The following is a 10,885-nucleotide window of genomic DNA, read 5'->3' as shown; positions in this document are numbered from 1 at the left end:
TCTATATCACCGGGACTGTGACGGTGTCACGTGCCGTCCGTGACGTGGAGCCGCACGTGCTCGGCCATCGTCTCGCGCATCGCCACGGGAACGTCCGGCGTCACCACCAGGTCGCTGAACTCCGACAGCTCGGCGAACCGGTGCAGCGAGCGCCGTCCCACCTTCGAGCCGTCGATCATCAGCACGCTGCGCTCGCCGGCCCCGATCATGGCGCGCTTCATCAGCACCAGCTCCTGCTCCTGGTGGTAGGCGCGGACGTCGTCGATCGTCGACGTCGACTGGAACGAGACGTCGACGGCGTAGGTGGCCAGACCCGACGCGTCGGGCGCGCCGATGAACGAGTCGTGGGTCCGCGAGTACGCCCCGCCGAGCATGATGACCGAGACCTCGTCCTGGTCCATCAACACCTCCAGCACCTGCCGGTAGTTGGTGATCACGGTGACCGCGCCCACCGTCGGGAGCAGCCGGGCGAGGGCGAGGGCGGTGGTCGAGTCGTCGAGCAACACCGACATCCCCGGCTCGACGAAGCCCAGCGCCGTGCGCGCGAGCGCGTCCTTCGCCTCGACCTGGCGTTGCATCCGGAACTCCGAGCTGGACTCGAAGACGCCGGTGGGCAGCGCCGAGACCCCGCCGTGCACGCGCCGGAGCAGTCCGCGCCCCGCGAGATCGTCGAGATCGCGGTGGATCGTCATGACGCTGACGCCCGCGTCCTCGACCAGTTCCGCGACGCTGGCGAAGCCCTGCTCGACGACGCGATCGATAATCCGTCGCTGGCGTTGAGCACGCGATGGCCGGGCTGGAGCCTGCTCGGTCATGTGTGTCCTTCCTCGGGTCAACACGCGGTGTGTCGGGGTAACAGCCCACTTGACAGACTTAACGTGTTAAATGTTACGGTCCCCGCATTCAGCGTGTGACAGCTGTCACAAGCGATGGTATAGGCACGGCTTCGGTCGGACGCCCGGTTCAGAAGAGAGAGACACATGAAGACAACGAGCTTCCGCATGGCGGCAGTCGCCGCGGCGGTCATGGCCCTGGGAACGCTGGCCGCTTGCGGCTCGGGCGACGACTCCGAGGGCAAGGACGGCGACAAGGCCTCGGGCACGATCGCGTTCCTCATGCCGGACCGCGCGTCCACGCGCTACGAGGAGCAGGACCGCCCGCTGTTCGAGAAGAAGGTCAAGGAACTGTGCGAGGACTGCAAGGTCCTCTACCAGAACGGCGACGGCGACCCGAACAAGCAGCAGCAGCAGGCCAACTCGGCCATCGCCCAGGGCGTCGACGTCCTCGTGCTCGACGCGGTCGACACGAAGGCCGCGGCCACGATCGTCGCCAACGCCCAGGCGCAGGACATCCCGGTCATCACCTACGACCGCCCGATCACGACCAAGCCGGCCGACTTCTACGTGTCGTTCGACAACGAGGGGATCGGCAAGATGATCGCCGAGTCGCTCGTGAAGAAGCTCGACGCCGACCAGGCCGACGGCGGCCTGCTGATGGTCTACGGGTCGCCCACGGACGACGCCGCCCAGCTCATCAAGAAGGGCATGAAGGCCGGCGTCGAGGGCAGCAAGTACGACGTGCTGGCCGAGTACGACACGCCGGACTGGAACCCGCAGAAGGCCCAGGACTGGGTCTCGGGCCAGATCACCAAGTACCGCGACGACATCGCGGGCGCGGTCGCGGCCAACGACGGCACCGGCGGCGGCACCGTCGCGGCCCTCAAGGCCGCGGGCATCGACCCGGTCCCGCCGGTCACCGGCAACGACGCCGAGGTCGCCGCGATCCAGCGGATCATCGCCGGTGAGCAGTACAACACGATCTCCAAGCCGATCAGCATCGTCGCCAGCGCCGCCGCCGAGGCCGCCGTCGCGTTCCTGAAGGGTGAGGAGCCGAAGGCCGACACCGAGCTGTTCGACACTCCGTCGCAGCTCTTCACGCCCGAGGTCGTCACGACCGAGAACGTGAAGAAGGTCATGTTCGACAGCGGCATCTACACCGCCGACCAGGTGTGCACCGGCGCCTACGCCGCCGGCTGCAAGAAGCTCGGCATCAACTGATCACGCTCGGCCGGTCCCCGCACGCGTGTGGGGACCGGCCGTCGTCGATCCACAGGGAGAGACATGAACCAACCCACCGAGGCGACCCCCGCGTCCGGGCGCCCCATCCTGAGCCTTCGGGCGATCAGCAAGAACTTCGGCGCCGTCGCCGCACTGACCGACGTCGACCTCGACGTCCACGCCGGTGAGGTCGTGGCCGTCGTCGGCGACAACGGCGCCGGCAAGTCCACCCTCGTGAAGGTGCTGTCCGGCGTCCACGCGGCCTCGTCCGGCACGCTCGAGTTCGACGGCCGCGAGGTCAGCATCACGAGCCCGCAGAACGCGATCGACCTCGGCATCGCGACGGTCTTCCAGGACCTCGCGCTGTGCGACAACCTCGACGTCGTCAGCAACCTCTTCCTCAACAGCGAGATCTCGCCGCTGCGCCTCGACGAGGTGCAGATGGAGGTCCGCTCCTGGGAGCTGCTGCGCCAGCTCGCGGCCAAGATCCCGTCCGTGCGGATCCCGATCGCCTCGCTGTCGGGCGGTCAGCGCCAGACGGTGGCGATCGCCCGATCGCTGCTGCTGGACCCGAAGCTCATCATCCTCGACGAGCCGACCGCCGCCCTGGGCGTGGCCCAGACCGCGGAGGTCCTCAACCTCGTCGAGCGCCTGCGTGAGAACGGCCTCGCCGTGATCATGATCAGCCACAACATGGAGGACGTCCGCGCCGTCGCCGATCGCGTCGCCGTGCTGCGTCTGGGCCGCAACAACGGTGTCTTCGACGCCCGCAACGTCACGACCGAGGAGCTGGTCGCGGCGATCACCGGCGCCACCGACAACGCCGTGACGCGCCGTGCCGACCGTTCCGCCTCGACCCATGAGGAGATCCGATGACCACCCCCGAGGGCCTGAGCCCCGTCGCCGCCGACCTGCAGGACGAGCGCCTGCGCACGAGTGAGGGACTCGGCGGCTTCGTGCGTTCGCTGGGCGAGCGGATCCGCGGCGGTGACCTCGGGGTCCTGCCCGTGATCGTCGGCCTCGTCGTGATCTGGACCGTGTTCCAGTCGCTGAACTCGTCGTTCCTGTCCAGTGCGAACCTGGGCAACCTGCTGATGGAGTCGGCCGCGGTCGGCGTCATCTCGCTGGGCATCGTCTGCGTGCTGCTGGTCGGCGAGATCGACCTGTCCGTCGGCTCCGTGAGCGGCTTGTCGGCCGCGATCCTGGGCGTCTCCTTCGTCCAGCACGACTGGCCGGTGTGGCTGGCCGTCCTCGCCTCGCTCGCCGCGGGCGCCACGATCGGCTTCGTCTACTCGGTCGTCTACACGCGTTTCGGTGTGCCGTCGTTCGTCATCTCGTTGGCCGGCCTGCTGGGCTTCCTGGGCCTGCAGCTGAAGGTGCTCGGCCCCAGCGGCACGATCAACCTGCCGTTCGACTCCCCGATCGTGAAGCTCGGCCAGCTGTGGTTCGTGCCGGCGACGCTGTCGTACGTCCTGGTCGTGCTGGCCGCGGCGGGCTTCTTCCTGGCCCGGTTCGGACGGTCGCGTGCTCGCGCTGCGGCCGGCCTGTCCTCGGTCCCGGTGTCGCACCTCGCGCTGCAGGCCGGTGCGATGGCCGTCGTCCTGCTCGCGGCCGCCTGGTACATGAACCAGGCCCGCGGCATCGGCTGGATGTTCGTGCTGTTCGTCGGCCTCGTCCTGGCGATGCACTACGCACTCACCCGCACGCGCTGGGGCCGTTCGGTCTTCGCCGTCGGTGGCAACGAGGAGGCCGCCCGCCGCGCCGGCGTCAACGTGAACCGGGTCTACATGACCGTCTTCATGCTGGCCTCGACCTTGGCGGCGCTGGGTGGAGTCCTGGCCGCGGGTCGTCTCGCCGCCGCCGCTCAGAGCAGCGGCACCGGTGACGTGAACCTCAACGCGATCGCGGCGGCCGTGATCGGTGGCACCAGCCTCTTCGGCGGCCGCGGGTCGGCCTTCGCGGCACTGTTGGGCATCTTGGTGATCTCCTCGATCTCCAGCGGCCTGACCCTGGTCAACCTCGACTCGTCGTGGCGCTTCATGGTCACCGGTGGCGTGCTGCTGCGCCGTGATCCTGGACTCGGTCGCACGGCGATCGCGGGTCAGTCACGGCAGGGCCTAGCTGCTCCGCAGCACCTCGCACACGGCCGCGTGTCCGTCCCTCGGACGGCACGCGGCCGTTGCCGTTGCGCCGTCTGAAAGGCTGGAGGGGTGAGTTCGATGACCCGATCGAGATCCTCCGTCGTGGGACCGGCCCTCGTGGTCGGTGCCGGTGCCGCCGCGCTGTTCTTCGCCGTGGTGAGCGTGGCGCTGTGGTCGACGACGGGTCAGGCCGCGGACGAGGACGCGATGCTCGCGGTCACCGCGGGTCGCGAGGCCCGGCTGACCGTGCTGTCGATCCTGGGTCGCGTCTCGATCGGCACGGTGGCGGTCCTCGCCGTCGGGTGCCTGCTGCTGGCCGCGCTGCGCCGGCACGGCCGCGCCGCGCTGGCAGCCCTCACCGTCATCGTCGGAGCGAACGTGACCACGCAGGTGCTCAAGCACGGCGTGCTCGACCGCGCGGACCTGGGCTACGGCGTGCACAACTCCCTGCCGAGCGGCCACGTCACGGTCGTCGCGGCCGCGGTGGCCGCGCTGTTGATCGTCGTCCCGCCCGCTGCGCGAGCCTCTGTCGCCGGGCTGGGCACCTTCGCCACCGGCCTGACCGGCTTGTCGACGATCGTCGCGGGCTGGCACCGGCCGGCCGACGTCGTCGCCGCGCTGCTCGTGACCCTCGGGTGGTGCGCCGTCGGCGTTCTCGTGCACGGAGGCCGCCGATCGCGGGACTCCGCGGTGTTCCTCACGGCGCTCAGCGGAGCGGTCGCGTCGCTGATCGGGATCGTCCTGATCGGCGTGCGCCCGGTGTCGGGCCTCGAGGGATTCCTGCAGGCGTCCCTGGTGCTCGGCGCCGTGGCCCTGGCCTCCGCGTGCGCCATCTGGCTGATGTCCTGGATCTGCCCGGACGCCTCCCGGGTGTGACCCCGCCATGGCGAGGAGCGAAGCGACGAGGGGCCGGCCCGGCGGAGCTCTGCGGAGCCGGGAGTGAGCGCGAAGCGAAGCGAGCGCGGCCGGCCCACTATCCGTAGGTGTCGCGCGGCCCGCGTCCCTTGATCGAGCGCGGACCCTTCTTCCAGCTGGGTGCCTGCGGACCACGGACGTCGATCCGCAGCACCTGACCGTCACCGAGCTCCTGGTTGAGCTTGGCCACCAGCCGCGGCGCCAGCAGCTTGAGCTCCTTGGCCCACGCGGTGGAGTCGGCCTCCAGGTGCACGACCCCGTCGCTGAAGTGGTCGACCGTGCAGTGCTGGGCCACCTCGGGGCCGACGATCGCGGCCCAGTCCGAGAAGACGCGCGACGCGGCGAGCCGGTCGTTCCAGCCCTGGTTCTTCACCATCTCGCCCAGGACGTCACCCAGCGCGACCGCATCCTCACGACCAGGGCGCCGCGCCGGACCCGTGCGCCGCATCGGCCGGCGCCGCCTGGTCGCCGGCTGGCCCCCGGTGCGGTACGCGTCGGCGATCTCGCGGGCCAACCGGAGCACGTCGTCATCGTCAGTCACGTGGGGTCACCGCCCCTCGGGCCACGTCGAAGACCTGACCCACCAGCTCGGGCGGGACGTCTCCCTGCACGGCGGCCGTCACCAGCACCTGCTCGGCCGAGGCGACCCGGGCGGCCAGGCGGGAGCGCCGATCAGAGTCGAGCTCGGCGAAGACGTCGTCGAGGATCAGGATCGGGTCGTCGCCCTCGTCCCGCAGCAGGGCGAACGCCGCAAGGCGCAGCGCCAGCGCGAGGGACCAGGACTCGCCGTGACTGGCGTAGCCCTTGGCGGGCAGCTCGCCGATCCCGAGTACGACGTCGTCGCGGTGCGGCCCCACGAGGCTGATGCCGCGCTCGAGCTCCTCGCGACGGCGTCGGCCGATCTCGTCGAGCAGTGCCTTGGCGATGTCGTCGACGTCACGCAGTTCCTCGACGCCCTCGACCGACGGCTTGTAGACGAGGGACACGACCTGGCGATCGGCCGCGGCGCCGGCTGCCACGTCCCGGTAGGCCTCGGTGGCGTGCGGAGCCAATGCGTCCAGCAACGCCAGCCGTGCGGCGATCAGCTGGCCGCCGGTGCGCGCGAGGTTCTCGTCCCAGATGTCCAGGGTCGAGATCTCGACGTTGCTGCGTCGGCCGGCGGTCTTGAGCAGCGTGTTGCGCTGACGCAGGACGCGGTCGTAGTCGGCCTTGACGCCCGCCAGTCGCGGCGCCCGCATGACGATCAGGTGGTCGAGGAAACGCCGGCGGTCGGACGGGTCGCCCTTGACCAGGGCCAGGTCCTCGGGCGAGAACAGCACCGTCCGCGCGATGCCGACGATGTCACGGACCCGCGGCAGGGGATTGCCGTTGACCCGCGCGCGATTGGACTTGCCGGGCGTGATCTCGAGCTCGAGCAGGGCCGATCGGTCGTCGCGCTGGAGCTGCACCCGGACGATCGCCCGCTCGGCACCCGCACGCACGAGCGGGGTGTCGGACGAGACCCGGTGCGAGTCCAGCCCGGCGAGGTAGTCGATCGCCTCCACGAGGTTGGTCTTGCCCTGCCCGTTGGCCCCGATGAACGCCACCGGACCGGGCCGCAGGTCGATCCCGACGAACTCGTACGACCTGAAGTCGGTGAGTTCGAGCCGAGTGACGTGCATGCGCTCAGCCTACGGCCGACCAGATGTGTAGCGGTGTCCACCCGTTTGAACCGTTTTCGGCCCGAATCGGGTGGTTACCGCTACACATCTCGGGCGCGGGACGCGACTGCTCGAGGATCAGGCCGGCGGGACGTCCGGGCTCTCCTGCGTCGCACGGACGGCGTGGCCACCGAACTGCTGACGCATCGCCGCGACCGCCTGCATCGCCGGCGACTCGTCCTGGCGCGACACGAAGCGGGCGAACAACGAGGCGGCGATCGTCGGAGCGGGGACGGCGTTCTCGATGGCGGCCTCGACGGTCCAGCGTCCCTCGCCCGAGTCCTCGGCGTAACCGCGGATCTGCGAGAGGCCCGGGTCGTCCTCGAGGGCCTTGACCAGCAGGTCCAGCAGCCACGATCGGACGACCGTGCCGACGCGCCACGAGTTGAGCACCTCGGCGACGTTGTCGACCATGTCGACCTTCTCGAGCAGCTCGTAGCCCTCGGCGTAGGCCTGCATCATGGCGTACTCGATGCCGTTGTGGACCATCTTGCTGAAGTGCCCGGCGCCGGTCTTGCCGGCATGGACGAAGCCGTTCTCGGCATCAGGGCGCAGGGCGTCGAACGCCGGCTGCACCTTGGCGATGTCCGCGGCGTCGCCGCCGGCCATCAGCGCGTACCCGTTCTCGAGACCCCAGACGCCACCACTGACGCCACAGTCGACGAAGCCGATCTTCTTCTCGCCCAGCATCTCGGCGTGCAACTCGTCGTCGGTCCAGCGCGAGTTGCCGCCATCGACCACCACGTCGCCCTCGGAGAGCAGCTCGTTGAGCTCGGCGATCGTGCTGTGCGTGGGCTCACCGTGGGGCACCATCACCCAGACCACCTTGGGGCTGGGCAACTGCTCGACCAGCTCGGCCAGCGAGCCGACGTCACTGACGTCCGGATCGCGGTCGTATCCGACCACGGTCAGACCGGCGTTGCGCATGCGCGTACGCATGTTCCCGCCCATCTTCCCCAGTCCGACGAGTCCGATGTGCATGGCGCCTCCCGACGTCGTTGGCGCGATTCAGTTCTGGAGCCGTACCGGCATGATCAGGTAGCGGAACGCGCCATCGGGATCCGCTCCCACCTCCGCGACTCCGGACATCGCGGCAGGCTTGGTGTGCTGGGTGAACGACAGGTGCACGACCGGCTCGGTCATGACCGAGAGTCCTTCGAGCATGTAGTTCGGGTTGAAGCCGATCGAGATGTCGTTGCCGTCGATCGTGGCCTCGACGCTCTCGGAGGCCTGGGCCTCGTCACCGCTGCCGGCCTCGAGCAGGACCTGGCCCTCGGAGAACGTGAGCCGGACCGGGGTGTTGCGCTCGGCGACGAGGGCGACACGCTTGACGGCGTCGACCAGAGCGTGGGTGCTGACGTACGCGACCGTCTCGGCCTGGGCCGTGAACAGCTGGCGGACGCGCGGGAAGTCGCCCTCGAGCAGACGCGTGGTGGTGCGGCGCACGCCGCCGCCGACGGTGCCCTCGAAGCCGATGAGTCCGTCGCCGTTCTCGCTGGTGGAAACCGCGATCGTGATGTCGCCGCCCGCGGTCAGTGCCTTGGCGGTGTCGGACAGGACGCGCGCCGGGACGAGGGCGCGCGCCGAGATGTCGGAGGTCTCGGGGTACCAGGACAGGTCGCGCAGGCTGGCGCGGAACCGGTCGGTGGCCATCAGCGAGATCGTCGAGCCCTCGAGCTCGACCCGGATTCCGGTCAGCAACGGCAGCATCTCGTCGCGCGAGGCGGCGGCGCTGGCCTGGCCGACCGCCGTGGCGAAGTCGTCGGCCTTGACGGTTCCGGTGGAGGTGGGCATCGCCGGCAGCTGCGGGTACTCGTCGACCGGCATCGTCTGCAGGCTGAAGCGCGAGCTGCCGCACGTGACCTGGACCTTGGTGCCGTCATGGACGACGTCGACCGGCTTCCCAGCGGGGAGCGCGCGCACGATCTCGGCCAGGAGACGGCCCGAGACGAGCGCCTTCCCCTCGTCGTTGACCTCCGCGGGCAGCGATGCGCGCGTGGAGGTGTCGTAGTCGAAGCCCGACAGGTGGAGCTCGTCGCCGACGGTCTCGAGCAACAGCCCGGTCAGCACCGGCACGCTCGGGCGGGTCGGCAGGCTGCGGGCGGTCCATCCGACAGCGTCGGCAAGGGTGTCGCGATCGATGCGGAACTTCACGTTCTGGGGCCTCTCATTCGTCAGTCGAATCCTGCCACGGTGGGCGGTCATCCACACCCATGGGGCGTCGTGACTTCTACTCGGATTTGGCTCTTTGTACTTTCCGTCGTCGTAGTAGGGCCTGTGGATTCGGTGGACAACCCTTGTTTGTGCTGGTCAGCGGTGTTTTCTGCCTGTGGATGAAGTTGTGGTGGGCGCAGTGGGGGGACTCGGTCGGGCTGTGGACGAACGTTTGTCGTTCACATCGTGTTCACACCCTGGGAGCTCCGGTGCACCGATTCTGGCGGTTCATCCACACCCGTGTCCCCAGGTGGGGAAGAACAAAAGTCGTCAGGACTGCCGTGCCTGCTGGCGGATGCGTGCCGTGAGCTCGGTGACCTGGTTGTAGACGGCGTGCTTCTCGGCCATGAGCTTGCGGATCTTGCGCTCGGCGTGCATCACGGTGGTGTGGTCGCGCCCGCCGAACTCGCTGCCGATCTGCGGCAGGGACATCTCGGTGAGCTCGCGGCACAGGTACATCGCGATCTGGCGGGCGAGGACGAGGTTGCGCGAGCGGTTGGGGCCGCACAGCTCCTCGATCGTGTACTCCGAGTAGGCCGCGGTCTGCGCCATGATCATGCCGGCGGTGATCTCGGGGTCGTCGCCCTCGGCGATCAGGTCCTTGAGCACGATCTGCGCCAACTGCAGGTCGACGGTCGTGCCGTTGAGGTTGGCGAACGCGGTGGCGCGGATGAGGGCGCCCTCCAACTCACGGATGTTGGTCTGCACCTTGCTGGCGATGAACTCCAGCACGTCGGCCGGCGCGGTCAGCTTCTCGGTGGCGGCCTTCTTGCGCAGGATCGCGATGCGCGTCTCGAGGTCGGGCGGGAGCATCTCGGTCTGCAGGCCCCAGCTGAATCGGTTGCGCAGGCGCTCCTCCAGCGTCCGCAGCTCCGACGGCGGCCGGTCGGACGTCATGACGATCTGCTTGTTCTCGTTGTGGAGCGCGTTGAAGGTGTGGAAGAACTCCTCCTGCGTCGCGTCCTTGTTCTCGATGAACTGGATGTCGTCGACGAGCAGCACGTCGATCTCGCGGTACTTGCGACGCAGCGCGGGGGTGCGGTTCTCACCGATCGCGTTGATGACGTCGTTCACGAACTCCTCGGAGCTGACGTACCGGACGCGCGACGAGGGGTAGAGGTTGATGACGTAGTGCCCGATGGCGTGCAGGAGGTGCGTCTTGCCCAGGCCGGAGTCGCCGTGGATCACCAGCGGGTTGTACGCCTTGCCCGGTGCCTCGGCCGCGGCGACCGCGGCGGCGTGGGCGAAGCGGTTCGACGAGCCGATGACGAAGTTCTCGAACTGGTAGCGCGAGTTCAGTCGTGCCTCGGCGATGTTCGCGCGATGCGACGGGCCCGGCCCGCCCTTGGAGGCGGCCGGCCGGCTGACCCAGCTGGGGGTGAGGCTGTCGTCGTCCTCCTCGATCTCGTCATCCCTGTCGACAAATCGACTTGACGACTTGTCGATGTCTGTCGGTTCCTCGGCGACCGTGATCGCGGGGGAGAAGAGCTCGGGTGCGTCGTCGACGACCTCGGGGTCGATCGTCACCACGAGGCGGATGTCCTCACCGGCCTGGGTCGTGAGCGCCTGTTCCAGGGCCGGGCGGACGCGCGATTCGAGCTGCGCGCGCGAGAGGTCGTCCTGGACGGCGACGATCAGGATGCCGTTGTGCAGCGAGAGAGGCTTGGCCCCGTAGACGAAGACCTTCGCCCCTGGCGACAAGGTGGCGACCGAATCGCGCCAGACGGACTCCAAGTCCACTTCAACCTCGTCGCGCACTGCACAGCCTTCCTTCCGCCACAGCGGGCGGGTTTCCCGGGATTTTTTCGTGAGCGGCCGAGAGCAGGGCGGGCCGCCCGAGGGGTTGTTCACACTGTTG

Annotated in this window: 10 protein-coding genes; 4 read left to right on the top strand and 6 right to left on the bottom strand. The window is 69.0% G+C overall.

Annotated elements, in window-relative coordinates; genetic code table 11:
• Positions 1–26: 26 nt before the first annotated feature.
• Positions 27–815: a DeoR/GlpR family DNA-binding transcription regulator gene (locus tag H9L21_RS00050; protein ID WP_154597268.1), complete on the bottom strand. Its 789-nt coding sequence runs from the start codon at positions 813–815 to the stop codon at positions 27–29.
• A gap of 165 nt (positions 816–980) precedes the next feature.
• Here H9L21_RS00050 and H9L21_RS00045 point away from each other — a divergent pair, with 165 nt between their 5' ends.
• The 4 genes from H9L21_RS00045 (at position 981) to H9L21_RS00030 (ending at position 5,074) form a co-directional block, all read left to right on the top strand.
• A complete protein-coding gene (locus H9L21_RS00045; protein WP_154597269.1) occupies positions 981–2,057 on the top strand; it encodes an ABC transporter substrate-binding protein in 1,077 nt (358 codons plus the stop codon).
• A 63-nt stretch (positions 2,058–2,120) separates the two neighbouring features.
• Positions 2,121–2,933, top strand: a complete 813-nt coding sequence (locus H9L21_RS00040; protein WP_154597270.1) for an ATP-binding cassette domain-containing protein — start codon at positions 2,121–2,123, stop codon at positions 2,931–2,933.
• Positions 2,930–4,255 carry a sugar ABC transporter permease gene (locus tag H9L21_RS00035; protein WP_255467101.1) on the top strand — a complete coding sequence of 442 codons (1,326 nt, stop codon included), beginning with the start codon at positions 2,930–2,932 and terminating at the stop codon, positions 4,253–4,255. Before H9L21_RS00040 ends, H9L21_RS00035 begins: the two co-directional genes overlap by 4 nt.
• Before the next feature lie 21 nt (positions 4,256–4,276).
• A complete protein-coding gene (locus H9L21_RS00030) occupies positions 4,277–5,074 on the top strand; it encodes a phosphatase PAP2 family protein (RefSeq protein WP_154597272.1) in 798 nt (265 codons plus the stop codon).
• A gap of 97 nt (positions 5,075–5,171) precedes the next feature.
• Here the strand turns inward: H9L21_RS00030 and H9L21_RS00025 are convergent, their stop codons facing one another.
• The 5 genes from H9L21_RS00025 to dnaA all read right to left on the bottom strand — a co-directional run bounded on the left by H9L21_RS00025 (position 5,172) and on the right by dnaA (position 10,767).
• Positions 5,172–5,654, bottom strand: coding sequence for a DciA family protein (locus H9L21_RS00025; protein WP_154597273.1), 483 nt, complete (start codon positions 5,652–5,654; stop codon positions 5,172–5,174).
• A complete protein-coding gene (gene recF, locus H9L21_RS00020; protein WP_154597274.1) occupies positions 5,647–6,774 on the bottom strand; it encodes a DNA replication/repair protein RecF in 1,128 nt (375 codons plus the stop codon). The genes H9L21_RS00025 and recF overlap by 8 nt, the downstream gene beginning before the upstream one ends.
• Before the next feature lie 117 nt (positions 6,775–6,891).
• The gene (gnd, locus tag H9L21_RS00015) at positions 6,892–7,794 is read right to left on the bottom strand and encodes a phosphogluconate dehydrogenase (NAD(+)-dependent, decarboxylating) (RefSeq protein ID WP_154597275.1); all 903 of its coding nucleotides are present in this window, start codon (positions 7,792–7,794) and stop codon (positions 6,892–6,894) included.
• Positions 7,795–7,821: 27 nt separating this feature from the next.
• A complete protein-coding gene (gene dnaN / locus H9L21_RS00010) occupies positions 7,822–8,967 on the bottom strand; it encodes a DNA polymerase III subunit beta (RefSeq protein ID WP_187411628.1) in 1,146 nt (381 codons plus the stop codon).
• Between the two features lie 330 nt (positions 8,968–9,297).
• On the bottom strand, positions 9,298–10,767 hold the full coding sequence (dnaA, locus tag H9L21_RS00005) for a chromosomal replication initiator protein DnaA (RefSeq protein WP_373681481.1): 1,470 nt from the start codon (positions 10,765–10,767) through the stop codon (positions 9,298–9,300).
• Positions 10,768–10,885: the final 118 nt, after the last annotated feature.

The sequence above is a fragment of the Aeromicrobium senzhongii genome (assembly GCF_014334735.1).
Classification (GTDB): Bacteria; Actinomycetota; Actinomycetes; order Propionibacteriales; family Nocardioidaceae; genus Aeromicrobium; species Aeromicrobium senzhongii.
This window is presented reverse-complemented; position numbering and strand designations above follow the sequence as displayed.

Coding starts and splice junctions, on each gene's coding strand:
- H9L21_RS00050 (WP_154597268.1), bottom strand. CDS start 815: ATGACCGAGCAGGCTCCAGCCCGGCCATCGCGTGCTCAACGCCAGCGA.
- H9L21_RS00045 (WP_154597269.1), top strand. CDS start 981: ATGAAGACAACGAGCTTCCGCATGGCGGCAGTCGCCGCGGCGGTCATG.
- H9L21_RS00040 (WP_154597270.1), top strand. CDS start 2,121: ATGAACCAACCCACCGAGGCGACCCCCGCGTCCGGGCGCCCCATCCTG.
- H9L21_RS00035 (WP_255467101.1), top strand. CDS start 2,930: ATGACCACCCCCGAGGGCCTGAGCCCCGTCGCCGCCGACCTGCAGGAC.
- H9L21_RS00030 (WP_154597272.1), top strand. CDS start 4,277: ATGACCCGATCGAGATCCTCCGTCGTGGGACCGGCCCTCGTGGTCGGT.
- recF (WP_154597274.1), bottom strand. CDS start 6,774: ATGCACGTCACTCGGCTCGAACTCACCGACTTCAGGTCGTACGAGTTC.
- gnd (WP_154597275.1), bottom strand. CDS start 7,794: ATGCACATCGGACTCGTCGGACTGGGGAAGATGGGCGGGAACATGCGT.